The sequence below is a fragment of the Candidatus Manganitrophaceae bacterium genome, from assembly GCA_016200325.1.
Classification (GTDB): Bacteria; Nitrospirota; Nitrospiria; order SBBL01; family Manganitrophaceae; genus Manganitrophus.
In genome coordinates this window covers 229,094-245,908 of record JACQEZ010000016.1, presented here as the reverse complement: position 1 = coordinate 245,908, position 16,815 = coordinate 229,094, and the positions used below count along the sequence as shown (strand labels likewise).

Annotated in this window: 16 protein-coding genes; 5 read left to right on the top strand and 11 right to left on the bottom strand. The window is 58.0% G+C overall.

Translation table 11 applies throughout. The features are described 5' to 3' along the window. Positions 1-131: 131 nt before the first annotated feature. The 5 genes from dnaK (at position 132) to HY282_14055 (ending at position 5,315) form a co-directional block, all read left to right on the top strand. A complete protein-coding gene (dnaK, locus tag HY282_14075) occupies positions 132-2,060 on the top strand; it encodes a molecular chaperone DnaK (GenBank protein MBI3804880.1) in 1,929 nt (642 codons plus the stop codon). A 131-nt stretch (positions 2,061-2,191) separates the two neighbouring features. After that, the gene (gene dnaJ, locus HY282_14070) at positions 2,192-3,313 is read left to right on the top strand and encodes a molecular chaperone DnaJ (GenBank protein MBI3804879.1); all 1,122 of its coding nucleotides are present in this window, start codon (positions 2,192-2,194) and stop codon (positions 3,311-3,313) included. A gap of 82 nt (positions 3,314-3,395) precedes the next feature. Then, the gene (locus tag HY282_14065; GenBank protein ID MBI3804878.1) at positions 3,396-4,142 is read left to right on the top strand and encodes a 16S rRNA (uracil(1498)-N(3))-methyltransferase; all 747 of its coding nucleotides are present in this window, start codon (positions 3,396-3,398) and stop codon (positions 4,140-4,142) included. A 3-nt stretch (positions 4,143-4,145) separates the two neighbouring features. After that, positions 4,146-4,676: an RDD family protein gene (locus HY282_14060; protein MBI3804877.1), complete on the top strand. Its 531-nt coding sequence runs from the start codon at positions 4,146-4,148 to the stop codon at positions 4,674-4,676. Beyond that, on the top strand, positions 4,677-5,315 hold the full coding sequence (locus HY282_14055) for a SurA N-terminal domain-containing protein (protein MBI3804876.1): 639 nt from the start codon (positions 4,677-4,679) through the stop codon (positions 5,313-5,315). 5 nt (positions 5,316-5,320) lie between these two features. Here the strand turns inward: HY282_14055 and HY282_14050 are convergent, their stop codons facing one another. From HY282_14050 to HY282_14000, 11 genes are all read right to left on the bottom strand, one after another. Beyond that, positions 5,321-5,779 carry a RidA family protein gene (locus HY282_14050; protein MBI3804875.1) on the bottom strand — a complete coding sequence of 153 codons (459 nt, stop codon included), beginning with the start codon at positions 5,777-5,779 and terminating at the stop codon, positions 5,321-5,323. 24 nt (positions 5,780-5,803) lie between these two features. Further along, positions 5,804-6,997, bottom strand: coding sequence for a phosphopentomutase (locus tag HY282_14045; protein MBI3804874.1), 1,194 nt, complete (start codon positions 6,995-6,997; stop codon positions 5,804-5,806). Between the two features lie 2 nt (positions 6,998-6,999). Next, a complete protein-coding gene (mltG, locus tag HY282_14040; protein MBI3804873.1) occupies positions 7,000-7,995 on the bottom strand; it encodes an endolytic transglycosylase MltG in 996 nt (331 codons plus the stop codon). A 154-nt stretch (positions 7,996-8,149) separates the two neighbouring features. Next, the gene (locus HY282_14035; protein ID MBI3804872.1) at positions 8,150-8,473 is read right to left on the bottom strand and encodes a hypothetical protein; all 324 of its coding nucleotides are present in this window, start codon (positions 8,471-8,473) and stop codon (positions 8,150-8,152) included. A gap of 47 nt (positions 8,474-8,520) precedes the next feature. Continuing rightward, a complete protein-coding gene (gene alaS, locus HY282_14030; protein MBI3804871.1) occupies positions 8,521-11,160 on the bottom strand; it encodes an alanine--tRNA ligase in 2,640 nt (879 codons plus the stop codon). A gap of 131 nt (positions 11,161-11,291) precedes the next feature. Continuing rightward, positions 11,292-11,873, bottom strand: a complete 582-nt coding sequence (locus tag HY282_14025) for a regulatory protein RecX (protein MBI3804870.1) — start codon at positions 11,871-11,873, stop codon at positions 11,292-11,294. Then, positions 11,839-12,978: a type IV pilus twitching motility protein PilT gene (locus tag HY282_14020; GenBank protein MBI3804869.1), complete on the bottom strand. Its 1,140-nt coding sequence runs from the start codon at positions 12,976-12,978 to the stop codon at positions 11,839-11,841. The genes HY282_14025 and HY282_14020 overlap by 35 nt, the downstream gene beginning before the upstream one ends. A gap of 149 nt (positions 12,979-13,127) precedes the next feature. Then, on the bottom strand, positions 13,128-14,255 hold the full coding sequence (gene recA, locus HY282_14015) for a recombinase RecA (protein MBI3804868.1): 1,128 nt from the start codon (positions 14,253-14,255) through the stop codon (positions 13,128-13,130). 30 nt (positions 14,256-14,285) lie between these two features. Then, positions 14,286-14,852, bottom strand: coding sequence for an RNA 2',3'-cyclic phosphodiesterase (thpR, locus tag HY282_14010; GenBank protein ID MBI3804867.1), 567 nt, complete (start codon positions 14,850-14,852; stop codon positions 14,286-14,288). A 160-nt stretch (positions 14,853-15,012) separates the two neighbouring features. After that, entirely contained in the window at positions 15,013-16,209 is a 1,197-nt protein-coding gene (locus tag HY282_14005; GenBank protein MBI3804866.1) for a nicotinamide-nucleotide amidohydrolase family protein, read from the bottom strand. Next, the gene (locus HY282_14000; GenBank protein ID MBI3804865.1) at positions 16,206-16,670 is read right to left on the bottom strand and encodes a phosphatidylglycerophosphatase A; all 465 of its coding nucleotides are present in this window, start codon (positions 16,668-16,670) and stop codon (positions 16,206-16,208) included. Before HY282_14000 ends, HY282_14005 begins: the two co-directional genes overlap by 4 nt. Positions 16,671-16,815: the final 145 nt, after the last annotated feature.

Here is a 16,815-nt window from a genome sequence, read left to right as displayed (position 1 = left end):
GAACGGCTTGACCGATGACACGCCGTGATGAAGTCGACACGTCTTCTTGAGACATAAAGTGTTGTCTGAGGTGATGTCAAGAAAGCGGGGCGTGCCTCGCGGATTCATCCGAATTTTTAATGGAGGAGACAATGGCAAAGGTAATTGGAATTGATTTGGGGACGACGTTCTCCTGCATCGCGGTGGTGACGGGTGGACAGCCGGAAGTAATCCCCAATGCAGAGGGTAGCCGGACCACCCCTTCGGTCGTCGCGATCACGGATAAAGGAGAGCGGCTGGTCGGGCAGGTTGCCCGAAGACAAGCGGTGACCAACCCGGCGAACACGATCTACTCCATCAAGCGGCTGATGGGGCGTAAATACGATTCGCCGGAGGTGAAGGAGGCGATGAAACGGCTTCCCTATAAAATCGTCAAGGCGGCGAACGGCGATGCCCACGTCGAGATTCAGGGGAAGGCGTATAGCCCCCAGGAAGTCTCCGCGATGATCTTGCAGAAGCTGAAGCAGGATGCGGAGGCCTATCTCGGCGAGAAGATCACCGAGGTCGTCGTCACCGTCCCGGCTTATTTCGATGACAGCCAGCGGCAGGCGACCAAAGATGCCGGACAGATCGCCGGCTTGAATGTCCTTCGGATCATCAATGAGCCGACGGCGGCCTCTTTGGCCTATGGATTGGACAAGAAGAAAGACGAGAAGATCTCCGTCTATGATCTTGGAGGGGGAACGTTTGACGTCTCCATCCTCGAGATCGGTGACGGCGTCTTTGAGGTGAAATCGACGAACGGCGATACCTATCTCGGCGGAGACGACTTCGACCTTATGATCATGGATTGGCTGATCGAGGAGTTCCGGAAGGAAAACGGGATCGATCTGAAGAAAGATCGGATGGCGCTGCAGCGGTTGAAAGAGGCTGCGGAGAAGGCGAAGATTGAGCTCTCCAACGCCATGGAGACCGAGATCAACCTGCCCTTTATTACCGCCGACGCCACCGGTCCGAAGCATTTGGTGGTGAAGCTCACCCGCGCGAAGCTGGAGCAGCTGGTCGATCCGCTCGTTCAGCGGACCATCGAGCCGTGCAAAAAAGCGCTCTCCGATGCGGGACTCTCCGCAAAAGAGGTTGATGAGGTGGTCCTCGTCGGCGGGATGACCCGGATGCCGAAGGTCCAGCAGGTGGTCAAGCAGTTCTTCGGAAAAGAGCCGCACAAAGGGGTCAACCCGGATGAGGTGGTTGCCATCGGGGCTGCGATCCAGGGGGCGGTGCTGAAGGGAGAGGTCAAAGATGTGCTTCTCCTCGACGTGACGCCGCTCTCGCTCGGGATCGAAACGCTCGGCGGGGTCTTCACCCGGATTATCGATCGCAACACGACCGTTCCAACCAAGAAGAGCCAGGTCTTCTCGACCGCGTCGGACAATCAGACGGCGGTGACGATCCGGGTCTTCCAGGGAGAGCGCGAGATGGCGGCCGACAACAAACTCCTCGGCCAATTCGATCTGATCGGAATTCCTCCCGCGCCGCGCGGCATTCCTCAGGTAGAGGTCACCTTCGACATCGATGCAAACGGCATTGTCCATGTCTCCGCAAAAGACATGGCGACACAAAAGGAGCAGTCGATCCGGATCACCGCCTCCAGCGGTCTGAGCAAAGATGAGATCGACAAGCTTGTCAAAGATGCCCAGGCCCATGCAGAGGAAGATAAAAAGAAGAAAGCGTTGATCGAGGTGAAGAATGAGGCCGACAGCCTCATCTATGCCACCGAGAAATCACTGGGCGATTTCGGCGACAAGGTCTCGCCGGAAGAGAAGACTCAGATTCAAGATCAGATCGCCCAAGCCCGAAAGGCAATGGAATCGAATGAGGTCGATCAGATCCGGTCGGCCATCACCGAGCTCTCCAAAGTCTCCCACAAGCTGGCCGAAGAGATGTATAAAAAGACCGGCGCCGCGCCGGGTGGCGGCCAAGCCGGACCGACCGGCGGTGATGGTGCGGGCGACGGAAAGCAAGAGACGAAGCGCGACGAGAACGTCGTCGATGCCGAATTTGAAGAGACCGATAAGAAATAACGAAGAGAAATAAGCGAAAGAAATAAGATAGGCAAATAGAATCAAGCGATCAGCTGTCGGCGGTTTGGCCGTCCGCTTAAACAAGGAATGAGGTGAGCTTGCCGGTGGCTGATCGCTGAAAGCTTACTTCCATGTCAGGGAGTCCTGTGGCGAACAAAATCGATTATTACGAAGTGCTCGGTGTCGAGCGAAGCGCCTCTGAAGAAGAGCTCAAAAAGGCGTATCGGAAGATGGCCCTGAAGTACCACCCCGATCGCAACCCGGGGGACAAGGCGGCCGAGGATAAATTCAAAGAGGTCAACGAAGCCTACAGCGTTTTGGCAGACGGCGAAAAGCGGAGAAGCTATGATCTCTTCGGACATGCCGGACAGCCCGGATCGGGCGGCTTTGACTTTAACCAAGGCGGGTTCTCCGATATCTTCGGCGACATCTTTGAGGAGTTCTTCGGCGCGTCGGGCGGCGGGAGAGGACGCACCCGCGCTCAACGGGGGAACGATCTCCGCTACAACATGACGATCACCTTCGAGGAGGCTTACTTCGGGAAAGAGGCGAAGATCAAACTACGCCGGCCCGAGGCCTGCGGCGCCTGCAAAGGGACCGGCGCCAAAGGGGGGGCGACCCAGGTCTGTCCGACCTGCGGCGGCGCAGGACAGCTTCGATTCCAGCAGGGGATGTTTGCGGTGAGCCGCACCTGCACCCAGTGCCGGGGAGAAGGCCGAATCGTCTCCGAACCCTGCACGCAGTGCCGCGGCGAGCGCTACGTCACGCGTGACAAGACAATCTCCGTTAAAATTCCACCGGGGGTGGAGACCGGCTCGCGGCTGCGGGTCACCGGAGAAGGGGAGGTCGGAAACAACGGCGGGCCCACCGGCGATCTCTATGTGGTGATCACCGTCCAAGAGCATCCGCAATTTATGCGGGACGGCGACCATATCCTCTGTGAAGTCCCGGTCAGTTTCGTCAAGGCGATCCTCGGCGGCAAGGTCGAAGCCCCGACGATGAAAGGACCGACGCCGGTCAAGATACCCCCCGGCACCCAGGATGGAAAGATCTTCCGGCTCAAGGGTCTTGGTTTTGCCAATGTGAGAGGCTACGGCATCGGAGATGAGCTGGTCCGGGTGAAATTGGAGGTTCCGACCAAGCTGACCGCCAAACAGCGGGAACTTCTCGAAGAGTTCGCCCGGGTCAGCGGGGAGCCGGTCGAGCCCGACTCCGGCAAGCTCTTTGAGAAGGTCAAAAATCTTTTCGAATAATTACGCTTTCAGCCGTCCGCAATCGGTAACGGGGTGACTTTTCTGTTTTTATTGAGCGCTGATCGCTGAAGGCTTCTCTTCCATGCCCATCTATTTTATCCGTTCAGCACAGGTCGATCAGGGTCACATCATCATTCGGGATCAGTTGACCCATCACCTTCGTGATGTCCTCCGCGTGGAGGAGGGGGAGATCCTTTCCCTGGTCGACGAGCAGCCGAAGCGGTATGCCGCGCGGCTGATCGAATCAAGCCGATCGCAGCTGGTCCTGGAAATTGTGCGGGAAGAGAGCCCTCCCCCGCCGCTGCTTCCGGCCCTTCACCTCGGGGTCGGTCTGCTGAAGGGGGAAAAGATGGAGTGGGTGATTCAGAAGGCGACCGAATTGGGGGTCGCCCGGCTCACCCCGCTGATGACGGAGCGGGCGGTCGTCCGGCCGAAATCCGACCGGATCGCCCATCAACAGGAGCGCTGGCTCAAGATTGTCACCGAGGCGGCGCAACAGTCGGGCCGGTGGACCGTTCCCAAGCTCGACCCTCCGATGGCGTTCAAAGATTTCCTTGCAGAGAGCCGAGGGAACGGTCTAAAATTTTTCTTTTGGGAAGGGGCCCCTCCAACATCACCGCAAGCGGAGATTGCCTCGGCCCTCAAAGCATTTCCAAAAGAGGGGACTTTGTTGATCGGACCGGAAGGGGGCTGGGAGAAAAAAGAGGTCGATGCGGCGGCCGAGGCCGGCTATCGTCTCCTCTCCCTCGGGAGCCGGGTGCTGCGCGCTGAGACGGCGGTTCTCGCCGCATTGGCGATCGTTCAATATGAGATCGAAAGCAGGGGATAAGTGATGGAGCATATCAACCCGTCGGCGGAGGATCCGCTGTCTGAACCGCTTTCGCAGCCTCTGCCGCTCTCATCGGTCTCGGAGGCCCCCGCGAGTCCAATCCTTCAACCGGCCGGTTTTCTTCGCCGCGTCCTCGCGTTTGGGATCGATCTCTTTATCATCCAATTTCTCTACCTGCTTTTAATGGTCGTTGGATTCCTCGCCATTCGCCAAGCGAGCGGCGGGGCGATCCCGGAAGAAGAGATGGTCGTCTCCCTGGTCGCCCCCTTCGCCGCCGCATGGTTTCTTCTTCTGATAGGCTACTTTACCTTTTTTCACTCCTACGGCGGCCAGACCCCGGCCAAAATGCTCATACGGATCAAGGTCGTCACCGCTCAGGGGACGCCTCCTTCTCCGCTTCGGGCGCTTCTGCGCACCTTCGGCTATTTTCTCTCGAGCTTCTTTTTCGGAGTCGGCTTTCTTCTGGCGATTTTCGAGAAGAAGAAACGGGGACTGCACGATCTCCTGGCCCAGACCGAGGTGATCCTCGCTTAGATGAAACCTCTCTTCGCGCTGCGCTTTTTATTTTTCTTATTTTCCTTGTTTGTCCTATTTGTCCCCGGACTTCCTTCAACCGGTTTTTCTGCGCAACCGGTGGAACGGATCGCCGCCACCGTCAACGGCCGGATCATCTTCCTCTCTGACCTCGATCGATACCAAGCTTTTTTCAGCAATCCAACTGACACGGCGGGAGATCCGAAAAAGACGCTCGACCGGGTGATTGATAACCGGCTGCTCCAAGCGGAGGCGCACCGATTTGTCTTCCAAGCGCCGACCGACGCGGAGGTGTCGCAACGGGTAAAAGCAATTCGCGATCGGTTTAAAACGGAGGCTGCCTATGAGGAAGCGTTGCAGCGGACCGGTTTGTCGCCGGATGAGCTAAAAGAAGAGACACGGGAGCAGCTCTGGGCGGAGCGGCTGCTTCAGGAGCGGATCTACTCGTTTGTTTTTGTTTCCCAAAAAGAGGTAACCCGTTATTACCAGGAGCATCTTTCAGAGTTCAGCGGCAAGCGGCAGGAAGAGGTCGAGCCGATGATTCGAAAAAAGCTGACCGATGAGAAACGGACCACGAAGGAGACGGAGTACCTCGCTCGCCTGCGATCACATGCAGAACTGCAGGTGAACTTGCAGTAAGAAGGTCATTCCACCTCTACAATCATTTCCAACTCCACCGGCGCGCCGAGCGGCAGTTCGGCGGCCCCGAGTGCCAGGCGGGCATGCCGTCCCTCTTCTCCAAAGATTTGAACGAGCAGATCCGACGCGCCGTTGGCGACCGCCGGCTGTTGTGTAAAGCCTTCGGCTGAGGCGACGTGGACGCCGATTCGGACGATCCGCTTCACCCGATCCAGTGAGCCGACTGCAGCCTTGATCACCGCCAATGCATTGAGCAGAGTAATCCGCGTGACCTCTTGACCCTGCTCCACCGTCAGCTCTTTTCCGAGTTTTCCCGTCGTTGCCATTTTCCCATCCACCATTGGAATCATTCCCGAGAGGTAGAGCAGGTTTCCGCTCCGAACCGCCGGAACATAGGTTGCCACCGGTTTGGGAGGGGGAGGAAGTTTCAAGCCAAGCGATTCCAATTTCTTTTCATAATCCATCGAAGCGCTCCAGATGAGTGTGGTTTATGCCGCCGCTGCAGTGATCAGTGGAAGAAAACTGCTGCCAGCCGAAAGCGGCCCGACATTGAAATGCGCGGCCAGCGTCTGGCCGAGGTCGGCAAAGGTGCTCCGCACGCCAAGGTCTTGTCCTCGAATTCCTTTTTGAAAAACCAGCAGCGGAACATACTCGCGCGTATGGTCGGTGCCGGGGAAGAGGGGGTCGTTCCCATGGTCGGCGGTGAGAATCAATAGATCGTCTTCGCGCATCTTCGCGACGATTTCCGGGAGCCGCCGGTCGAGCGTGGCGAGGGCGTTGGCATAGCCGACCGCGTCGTTTCGGTGGCCATAGAGCATGTCGAAGTCGACGAGGTTGGTAAAGATCAGTCCGGCATCGGTTTGGTCGAGGAAACGGAGGGTTTGATCGAGGCCGTCGTTGTTGTCGTGGGTGTGGACCGCTTCAGAGATCCCGCGGCCTGAGAAGATATCCTCGATTTTTCCGATCCCGATCACCGGAATCGACGCGGCGCAAAGGCGGTCGAGGAGTGTTTCGGTCGGCGGCGCGACCGAGAAATCGCGGCGGCGGTCGGTTCGGACAAATTGCCCCGGTGCGCCGATAAAGGGGCGGGCGATCACCCGCGCGACCTGGTGCGGCGGTTTTAAGAGGTTGCGGGCGGTCCGGCAGATCTCCCAGAGCGTTTCCGCCGGGATCACCGCTTCGTGGGCTGCCACCTGAAAGACCGAATCGGCTGAGGTGTAGACGATCGGGGCGCCGGTCGCCAGATGTTCCGCGCCGAGCGCTTTGATGATCTCGGTTCCGGAGGCGACCCTGTTTCCGAGGACCTTCCGGCCGATCGCTGTTTCAAAAGGGGCAATCACCTCCGGCGGAAAGCCGTTCGGATAGGTCGGAAAGGGGGTGGGTGTGATCACCCCCATCATCTCCCAATGGCCGATGATGGTATCTTTCCCCGCCGAGCGCTCCGCCATTTTCCCGAAGTGGCCGGCCGGATGCGCGACCGGCATGATTCCCGTTAAATTTCCGACCCGTCCCAATCCCCATGCTTCCAGGTGGGGAAGGCGGAAGTGCGCTATTTTTTTTGAGAGATGTCCCAGCGTGTCGCTTCCGACGTCGCCGTATTGATCGGCATCGGGAAGGGCGCCGATCCCAACCCCATCGAGGACGACAAGGAGCACCCGTTTTCGATCCGCGGTCCGTGCCATCGCTACGCCCTCTTGCGTTGGTATCGGTTGACCGCGCCGTTGTGCTCGCGGAGGTTTTTGGAGAAGAAGTGACTTCCGTCGTTTTTGGAGACAAAGAAGAGATAGTCGACCGTCGCCGGAAAGAGTGCCGCGTAGAGTGCATCTTTGCCGGGGTTGGCGATCGGTCCGGGAGGTAAACCAATAAACCGATAGGTATTGTAAGGGGAAGGAATGCCGAGATCCTTCTTGGTGATGTTCCCATCGAAATCGGTTAGGGCAAAGATCACGGTCGGGTCGCTCTGCAGCCGCATCTTCTTCTTCAGCCGATTGTGAAAGACCGCCGAGATCAGCCCCCGCTCCGAGGGATTGCCGGTCTCTTTCTCGATGATCGAGGCGAGGGTGACGATCTCACGCTGCGTCATGCCGAGCTGATCGGCGCGCCGGCGGAACGACTCGTCATAAACGGCCTGGAACTGCGTCACCATCCGCTTGACGATTTCATGCGGCGGGGTCCGCTTTGCGAACTGATAGGTGTCGGGGAAGAGATAACCCTGCAGGTTCTCCCCTTCAATGCCGAATTCGGTCATCAGGGTGGGATCTTCGATCACCTTCATGAACACATCGGCATCGACCAGTTTTGTTTCTTGGAGAATTTGGGCGATCTGTCGGACCGTCGATCCCTCCGGAATAACCACCGGATGCTGGAGGATCTTGCCGCGAACCAGCAGGTCGAGAATCTCCGCCGGTCGCATCGCGGTATGAAGCGCGTACTCTCCCGGCTTGATCTTTTTTTCGCTCTTTGTCCAGAGACCGAGGAGGCGGAAGAAGATCCGGCTGGTGATCAGCTCCTCATGCCGGAGCAGATCGGAGACGGCACTGAAGGGGGCCCCTTCGGGGATCTCGACGACTTTGTAGATCTCTACCGAGGACGGGGGGGTGTTGAGGAATTGAAGACCGCGTACGGCGCCGATTGCAACCAGCAGGGTCAGAGAGAAAAGGGTGATCCAAACCTTGACCATATGTCGTCTTCCGCTCGGAGAGGTTTCCTTGCCGCTCTTCTCAGGGAAATGCATGCTGGGAGACCTCTTGTCGTGAGGTCTCCCAGCAATGGTTCAGTTCTCAAAGCTATTATAGCGAAAGGCCGCCAAAACGGGAAGGAGGGGATCAGCCAGATTAGAAAGTGGAGTTCCCTCGCTCGCGCTGCGATGCCTCCCACCGGCGAAATTGAGCGGCAAGATCGGCCAGCTCTTTCTCCATCCGGTCGAGGTCGGCGCGCGAAGGAAAGCGGATGTTGCCGGCGATCCGTTTGCCGAGATCGGAGAGCTTTTGGTTGAGCTCGTGCTCTCCTTTTTCCGCCGACTCGAAAAAGGACTTCAACCGCTGCGCTTCGTCGCTCTGGTTTGCCTCACCCTTTCGGGCAAGCTCTTCGCAGAGTTCTTTCGCCCGCTCGGTCAATCCCAAACCGACCAGGGCTGCTTTTCTGAGTGTCGTAAACATTGATGCCTCCTTCCATCCAGGTTCGGTGGATCTGAAAAATGGAGCGGTTAACTTTCCAACATCTTTTTGATGATTTCAGCCGACTGCTCGATCGCGGCGTCGAGTTTGTCGATCCGTTTGCCGCCAGCCTGGGCCATCTCCGGCTTCCCGCCGCCGGTTCCGTCGATCAGCCCCGCCAGCTCTTTCACGACAGCTGCCGCAGAAATATGAGAGGTCCAATCGGGTGTCACCATCACAACGATCGACACCTTCTCTCCCTTCGGATCGGGGGCGCCGACGATGATCACCCCTGATTTGAGTCGATCGCGCAGACGATCGGCCTGTGCGCGAATCTCTTTAATGTCGGCCGGAGCGATCTTCTGGGCGCTGAGCGAGAGCGATCCGATCTTCCGGACCGCACCGAGCGGATCGCCGGCGGGGGAGGCGGCGCGGCTCTTTAGCTTCTCCATCTCCCGGTCTTTCTCCTGGAGCTGTGCATTGAGCCGCTCGACCCTCTGAACCACCTCTTCGGGGCGGCTTCGCAGGACGGAGGAGAGGTCGCGCAACAGCCGCTCTTGCCCTTTAATATATTGATAAGCGGCCGGGCCGGTGAGCGCTTCGATCCGGCGGATACCGGCGGCGACGCTGCTCTCCTTGATGATCTTGAAGAGTCCGATCTCGCCGGTGTCGTGGCAGTGGGTGCCGCCGCAGAGCTCGCGGCTGAAGTCGGCCATCTGGACGACGCGGACCTGCTCGCCATATTTTTCGCCGAAGAGGGCCATCGCCCCGGTCGAAATCGCCTCTTTGATCTCCATGACGTTGGTTTGGACCTGCGCATCCTCACGGATTCGCTCGTTCACCCGCGCCTCGATCCGGTCGATCTCTTTTTCAGTGAGGGGGGTGAAGTGATAGAAATCGAAGCGAAGGCGATCGGGCGCCACCAGCGAGCCGGCCTGCTTCACATGGTCACCGAGCACCTCCCGCAACACTGCATGGAGGATGTGTGTTCCGGTATGGTTTCGCGCGGAATTCTTTCGCCCCTCTGCGTCGACGATCGCATGGAGCCGCTCGCCGGAGGTGATCGTCCCCTGAATCACTTTGGCGCGATGGAGGTGGAGGTCGGGGAGCGGCTTGACCGTGTTGCTGATCTCCACCAATGCCGTTGCCGAGGAGAGGGTTCCGCGGTCACCGACCTGTCCGCCCCCTTCGGCATAGAACGGCGACGCACTGAAGATCAGATCGACAGTGTCGCCCCCCTTGGCCGAGGCAACCCGCTCGCCCTCTTTTAAAATCGCCTGGAGGGTAATCTCTTCCTCGAGATGCTCGTAGCCGGTGAACCGGCTCTTTCCGAACTCTTCCAGAAGCCCGCGGTAGACCGGCTCCGCCCGGTCCGCTTCTCCGGCGCCGACCCACGATTTTCGGGCCCGCTCCCGTTGGACCTCCATCGCGGCGCGGAAGCCGCCTTCATCGATGCCGAGCCCCGCTTCCCGGCCGATCTCGGCGGCCAGATCGAGCGGAAAGCCATAGGTGTCATAGAGGGTAAAGAGTGCTTCTCCCGGGAGGATCTTTTCTCCCCGGCCCTTTACTTTCGCGATCATCTCTTCCAGAATTTGAACCCCTTGGTTCAGGGTATGGATGAACCGCTCTTCTTCCAGGAGGACCGCCTGCTCGATCTGCCTCCGGTGCTGCTCCAGATCGGGGTAGGGGCCGCGCATCGTGTCGATGACGACCCCGGTCATCGTGTGAAGGAAGGGGTCGTGGAAGCCGAGTTGTTTTCCAAACCGTGCCGCCCGGCGCAAGATGCGACGGAGGACATAACCGCGTCCTTCATTCGAGGGGATAACGCCGTCGTTGATCAAAAAAGTAATCGCGCGGAGATGGTCGGCGATTACCCGGCCTGCCATCATCCCCTGAACTTCTTCCTCTGATTTTCCGGCCCGCGCGCCGATCGTCTTGAAGATCGGCTGAAAGAGGTCGGTTTCATAATTGCTCAAGACCCCTTGGCAGACCGCCGTGATCCGCTCCAGCCCCATCCCGGTGTCGATGCTCGGCTTCGGAAGCGGGGTGAGCTTTCCTTGCGCATCGCGGTTGTACTGCATGAAGACGAGATTCCAGATTTCCAGATAACGGTCGCAGTCGCATCGTCCGATGCCGGGGCAGTCGGCATGAACCCGCTCTCCCTGATCGATCAAGATCTCGGAACAGGGGCCGCACGGTCCGGTCTCTCCCATCGACCAGAAGTTATCTTTCTCGCCGAGGCGAACGATCCGGTCGGCCGGAACATGTTTCTTCCAGAGCTCGGCCGCCTCATCGTCCTCCTGATAGACAGTCACCCAGAGTCGCTCAGGGGAGAGCTTAAAGACGTGGGTCAGCAATTCCCAGGCATAGGCAATGGCATTCTGTTTGAAATAGTCGCCGAATGAAAAGTTGCCGAGCATCTCAAAAAAGGTATGATGCCGGGCGGTTTGGCCGACATTGTCGAGGTCGTTGTGTTTGCCGCCGGCGCGCATACACTTCTGAGAGGAGGCGGCGCGCTTGTACGGACGCTGCTCTTCTCCTAAGAAGACCGACTTAAACTGAACCATCCCGGCGTTGGTAAAGAGGAGGGTCGGGTCGCTCTCGGGAATCAGCGGGGAGCTCGGGACCTCGGCATGGCCGCGCTCGACGAAATAACGGATAAATTTGGATCGGATCTCTGAAGAGGTCATTTATCTACTCTTTCCCTCATTTGCCCGCATTATAAAAATCAGAAAAGTCGGGGAGGTTCGATGGCGGAATACCCGTTAGAATTTTAATCTTTCGTTCCAAAATCATCAACCGAAATTTGGCGAAATCCGGATTAATCGATCTCCGGGTTCGCCGCCCCGATTTTTTTAAATGCCTTAAAAATGGTTTCTGTGGTGAAGCCTTTCCGTTGGAGAAAAGCGTAAGCGCGCTGCCGGGTTTTCATGTCGCGAAGTGAGGCAGGATCTTTGAAGCGGCGGCGGAGGGCCGCTTCGGCCGGCGCAACCGGATCTCCTTCCGTTGAGAGCCGTTGGATCGCCTCCTCGGTGATTTCCGGGGAGAGCCCTTTTTCTTGAAGCTCTCTTTTGAGGCGAAGCGGGCCGAGGTGCCGATGCTCTGTTCTGAGGCGGACCCACTGATGCGCAAAGCGATCGTCGTCTAAATAGTTCGCCTCTTTGAGCGAGGCGATGACGAGGGTAACGACCGCTTCGGAATACCCCTTTTGCGCCAGCTTCGTTTCGATCTCTTTGATGCTTCGATCTCGGTAGGAGAGCATCCGGTAGGCTGTCTGTTTTGCCCGGTCGATCAGCTCCGACTGCGTTTCCGTTCCGCTCTCTTTTTCCTCCGTCTTCGAATTCCGCCGGCCGGTCTCTCGGGGGCGTTTAGAAGCGGTCGATCTGTAGTTTGCTGCTGTCATCGGCCTGTTCCTGATCTTCCCAGCTTTCGCTGGTCGATTGAATCCCCTTGACCTTCAACGCGAAGTCTTCGGGATTGGCCGCCCATTTCAATGCCTCTTCATAGGTGATCAGCTGCTGTTTGTAATGGGTATACAGCGACTGATCGAATGTCTGCATCCCATATTGGGAGGTGCCGGCGGCGATGATGTCATGGATCCGCCGTGTCTTATCGGGGTCGATGATCGCTTCCCGAACCGTCTGGGTTGCAATCAAGACCTCGACCGCCGGAACCCGGCCCCGCCCGTCGGCCTTGGGAACCAGCCGCATCGATACAATCCCCCGTAGAACAGACGCGAGCTGCAGCCGGACCTGCTTTTGCTGATACGGCGGGAAGACCGAAATAATCCGGTTGATCGTCTCGACCGCATCCAGCGTATGCAGCGTGCTCATCACCAGATGGCCCGTTTCAGCCGCCACCAGCGCCGTCGAAATGGTCTCGAAGTCGCGCATCTCGCCGACGAGAATCACATCGGGGTCTTGCCGCAGCGCGGAGCGGAGCGCGATACTGAACGACTCGGTATCGTGACCGATCTCCCGTTGGCTGACGATCCCTTTTTTATCGCGATGGAGAAACTCGATCGGATCCTCGATCGTGATGATGTTCACCATCCGATTCTGGTTGATATGGTCGACCATCGCCGCGAGGCTGGTCGATTTCCCGCTCCCGGTCGTTCCGGTGACCAGAATCAATCCCCGGTGCTCCGCCGCCAGCTTTTCAATGACCGGCGGGAGAAGCAGATCCTGAATCGATAAAATCTTGATCGGAATGACGCGAAAGACCATGCCGATGGTCCCGCGCTGCTGGAAGACATTGACCCGGAAGCGCCCCAACCCGGCGGCGCCGTAACCGAAGTCGATTTCCGACCGCTCTTTGAACTTCTCCTTTTGAGCCGGGTTCATCACCGAGAAGGCCAGGCTGATCGCCTCTTCCTGCGTCAGCTTCGGAAACTTCTCCAGCGGTGTTAATGACCCATGAATTCGGGCCATCGGCTGTACGCCGACTTTCAGGTGGAGGTCGGACGAACCCCGCTCCATCGCCGCCTTCAACAACTCATCGATCTTCATATCATCCCCCTTCCGAACGTGCGCTATCCCATATGAGTTTATCCAAGCGGGCCGGAGAAAAGTCACCCGACCCGCTTGGAAAGTTTACCATATGAGACCTGTTCCGGGGCTGGCCTCAGCCCCTCGAACGCGTCGGCGGAGGATGCCGGCTAGCGCTTGACCCGCTCGGCCCCCACGGCGACCGCCGGGGTGGGGATCTCTTTGGTCTCTTTCGTATCCTTCATATCCTTGGTGTCCTTTATCTCTTTCTTCCCGTTCCGCGCCGGCAGTCCGCCCGCTTCCCGGATGGCCTCTTCGATAGTCGACGCCGTCGCGGGATTCTCCCTGAGATAGTTAATCGACTGGTCGCGTCCCTGGCCGATCCGATCTCCTTTGTAGGAGTACCAGGCGCCGCTTTTATCGATGACCTTCTTCTCCACCCCCAAATCGAGGACCTCTCCGAGTCTGGAGATGCCGAGATTAAAGAGGACGTCGAATTCGGCCTGCCGGAAAGGGGGTGCGATCTTGTTCTTGACGACTTTCACTCGAACCCGGTTTCCGATGACATCTTGCCCTTCTTTGATTGCTTCGATCCGGCGGATATCGAGCCGAACGGAGGCGTAGAACTTCAGCGCATTTCCGCCGGTGGTCGTCTCCGGATTTCCGAACATCACGCCGATCTTCATCCGGATCTGATTGGTGAACATCACGCAGGTATGAGATTTGGAGATCGCCGCCGTCAGCTTCCGAAGCGCCTGGGACATCAGCCGGGCCTGGAGCCCCATGTGCGAGTCGCCCATCTCCCCTTCAATCTCGGCCCGCGGGACGAGCGCGGCGACCGAGTCAATGACGACGATATCCAATGCACCGCTGCGGACCAAGGTCTCGGCAATTTCCAGCCCCTGCTCGCCGGTGTCGGGCTGGGAGACGAGGAGGTCGTCGATTTTGACCCCCAGCTTTGCGGCGTAGTGGATGTCGAGAGCATGTTCGGCGTCGATAAATGCGGCCGCCCCGCCACTCTTCTGCGCTTCTGCAATCGCATGCAGACAGAGGGTGGTTTTTCCGGACGACTCCGGGCCGAAGATTTCGACGACGCGGCCCCGTGGAATTCCGCCGACGCCGAGTGCGATATCGAGTCCCAACGAGCCGCTGGGGATGATGGCGACGTTTGCGGCGACCCCGTCCGCCCCAAGCTTCATGATCGCTCCCTTGCCGAACTGCTTTTCGATCTGCGACATTGCCAGTTCAAGGGCTTTTTCTCGGTGGTTCTCTCTTTCTTTCAATTCTCGCTCTGCCATGTTTTCTCCTTAAGTAAATAATAACTGGTGCTATGACGTTCCCAGGCCGGCGGTGAACAGCGGGGTATAAATGGACCCTTCCGGTCTCATCCGACTCTCCATCAGCAAAAGGCTTTCCATGTCACACTCTCCAATCTGAAGCCGACTCTCTTCGGCGACCCAGCGGATAAATCCGTCGGGGACCGATCCTTTTACCCGACCGAGGGTGAGATGGGGTCGATAGGGACGGGTCTCCACCGGAAAGCCGAGAGAAGCCATTCGCTCCGACAACACTTGCTGAAGCGACAACAGCGGAGACTCGTTTGAGACGCCGACCCAAAAGACCTTCGGTGCGGCCGGTTTTGGAAAGAGACCTAACCCGCTGATCTGAACTAAAAAGGAGACGGAGCGCGCGGCGGTCTCACGAATTTCCGTCTCGATTTTCGGTTGCATCGCCGGATCGGTCCAACCCAAGAAAAAGAGGGTTAGATGAATCTGCTCCGGGGCGACCCATCGGATGGAGGAGGCCTTTTGGCGGCCGATCTCTTGAAGCGATACGCACTGCTTGCGGATCTCTTCCGAGATCGGTAAGGCGACAAAAAGACGAATTCCCATCATTCAGATCCTGAAAATCAGATCTCCTCTTATACCATTTTTTGACTTTTTTTGAAAGGTGTCCGATTTTGAATCGAGAATTCGGAGCGTTGGCGGAGGACTCAAAAATGGGGAAGTAAATGATCAGGATGTTCTTCGCATTTTTCTGCTCGGCATCCGCATTTTAATGATCCCCGGTGCCGATCAGGTGTCTCCGCAGCCGGTCGAGCGCCCGCTGGGCCGCCTCGGCCTGGATCGTCTCTCGGTCTCCTCTGAAAAGGAATCGATCCACCGTGGTCTGTCTTCCATCCGACAGGGCAATATAGACCAAGCCGACCGGCTTCTGCTCGGTACCTCCGCCCGGGCCGGCGATTCCCGTAACCGAGAGGCCGAGATCGACCCCTTGGCGTTGCCGGATTCCTTCGGCCATGGCATGCGCGACTTCGGCGCTGACCGCCCCTTTTTCTTGAAGAAGGGGAGAGGGTACGCCGAGCAGTGTCTCTTTCGAGCGATTGCTATAGGTGATGGAGGCCGAATCGAAGTAGCGGGAGCTGCCGGGGATGCGGGTGATCCGAGCGGCGATCCGGCCTCCGGTGCACGATTCAGCGATCGCCAGCCACTTTTGCTTTTCCAAAAGGAGCCTGCCGACGACCTCTTCCAGCGTCTCCCCTTCCCAGCTATAGCAGGACGGACCCCACCGCGCCTCCAATGCGGCCATCGCCGTGTTGAGCAAGAGTGGGTCTCGTGATCGGAAGAGAAGGTCCACGCCGGCAATGGCCGGAAAGGATTTTACCTCGACCGCCGTTTTTGCCAGGTTCTCCCCGACCCACTGAAGGACATCGCCCGGTGCCACCCCACAGATCCCGACCCATCGACTCGCGGCCTGGGGACCGAAGACCTTCTGAATCTGTTTCTCGATCTCCTGGCGGAGGTGTTCCAGGACCGCCTCTCCTCCGGGGGTGATAATCAAGAGGGTCGGCCGGGAGGAGTGGGGCAAGGAGAAGGGGAGAAGGAAGAGGGGAATGGCTCCTTCGGGATCGACGACCGTTTCTGTCCCGCCGGGAAGGAGGGTGTCCGTTTTCGCGGAAAGGGTCAGCCGTTTCCGACTGACCTTCGCCATGAGTCCCCTCAGCACATCGAGACGGGCGGCCCATCCGGCGCCATCCGCATCTGTTGCGGCGACGCAGACAACAGCACTCCGCGCCGCTGCGGTGCGCAGCGCTCCTTCCAACGCCGCCTCCTCTTCGACGTAGGTCTCTTCAATCTTTTCTACCCCCGAGCGATAAAGTGTCCGCTGAAGTGCGCCGAACGGCGCCCCCACGGTTGAGTCAAAGATTCGAGGGGTGCCCCATCGGAGGAGGGTGGCGCTGATCTCGGTCATCCTCCCACCCCGAGGCTCTTTAATATCATTTCGATCAGTCGGAGAGAGAGAACGGCATAACCTGCCGCGGCGACATCGTCTGCCATAATTCCCCATCCCCCCGGCAGTTTCTCAAAAAGAGGGATCGGCGGCGGCTTTGCGATATCAAAGATTCGGAAGGTGATGAAGCCGGCGATCCACCAACCGAGCGAGGCGGGGAGAAGGAAGAGAACGATCATCATTGCGGCAATCTCGTCGATGACGATTTCACCGGCGTCTTTTTTTTGAAGAGAGCGCTCGCAAGCACCGGCCGCATAAGTCCCCAATCCGAAGAGAAAGACAAAGAAGAGACCAAAGAAGAATGGAGAGAGTGAGCGAAGCGGGAGAAAGAGAAAGAGGCCGAGAAGGCTTCCCGCCGTTCCCGGCAGAAAGGGAAAATACCCGACTCCGAAGCCAGTGGCGATAACCTGGTAAAATTTCATTAATATATGTACCCTAATAATATGGTCATTCTCATGAGGCTTAACTCCTTTGAAAAGGCTGCTCCAGGTTCAAAATAAAACAGATCGAAATATATTTCGTAAGTATCTAATAATTATATATTTTTTAGATTCTACTTGTCAATGA

Excerpts from the sequence above, each read along its gene's own strand:
- dnaK (MBI3804880.1), top strand. The coding sequence starts at position 132 with ATGGCAAAGGTAATTGGAATTGATTTGGGGACGACGTTCTCCTGCATC.
- dnaJ (MBI3804879.1), top strand. The coding sequence starts at position 2,192 with ATGTCAGGGAGTCCTGTGGCGAACAAAATCGATTATTACGAAGTGCTC.
- HY282_14065 (MBI3804878.1), top strand. The coding sequence starts at position 3,396 with ATGCCCATCTATTTTATCCGTTCAGCACAGGTCGATCAGGGTCACATC.
- HY282_14060 (MBI3804877.1), top strand. The coding sequence starts at position 4,146 with ATGGAGCATATCAACCCGTCGGCGGAGGATCCGCTGTCTGAACCGCTT.
- HY282_14055 (MBI3804876.1), top strand. The coding sequence starts at position 4,677 with ATGAAACCTCTCTTCGCGCTGCGCTTTTTATTTTTCTTATTTTCCTTG.
- HY282_14050 (MBI3804875.1), bottom strand. The coding sequence starts at position 5,779 with ATGGATTATGAAAAGAAATTGGAATCGCTTGGCTTGAAACTTCCTCCC.
- HY282_14045 (MBI3804874.1), bottom strand. The coding sequence starts at position 6,997 with ATGGCACGGACCGCGGATCGAAAACGGGTGCTCCTTGTCGTCCTCGAT.
- mltG (MBI3804873.1), bottom strand. The coding sequence starts at position 7,995 with ATGGTCAAGGTTTGGATCACCCTTTTCTCTCTGACCCTGCTGGTTGCA.
- HY282_14035 (MBI3804872.1), bottom strand. The coding sequence starts at position 8,473 with ATGTTTACGACACTCAGAAAAGCAGCCCTGGTCGGTTTGGGATTGACC.
- alaS (MBI3804871.1), bottom strand. The coding sequence starts at position 11,160 with ATGACCTCTTCAGAGATCCGATCCAAATTTATCCGTTATTTCGTCGAG.
- HY282_14025 (MBI3804870.1), bottom strand. The coding sequence starts at position 11,873 with ATGACAGCAGCAAACTACAGATCGACCGCTTCTAAACGCCCCCGAGAG.
- HY282_14020 (MBI3804869.1), bottom strand. The coding sequence starts at position 12,978 with ATGAAGATCGATGAGTTGTTGAAGGCGGCGATGGAGCGGGGTTCGTCC.
- recA (MBI3804868.1), bottom strand. The coding sequence starts at position 14,255 with ATGGCAGAGCGAGAATTGAAAGAAAGAGAGAACCACCGAGAAAAAGCC.
- thpR (MBI3804867.1), bottom strand. The coding sequence starts at position 14,852 with ATGATGGGAATTCGTCTTTTTGTCGCCTTACCGATCTCGGAAGAGATC.
- HY282_14005 (MBI3804866.1), bottom strand. The coding sequence starts at position 16,209 with ATGACCGAGATCAGCGCCACCCTCCTCCGATGGGGCACCCCTCGAATC.
- HY282_14000 (MBI3804865.1), bottom strand. The coding sequence starts at position 16,670 with ATGAAATTTTACCAGGTTATCGCCACTGGCTTCGGAGTCGGGTATTTT.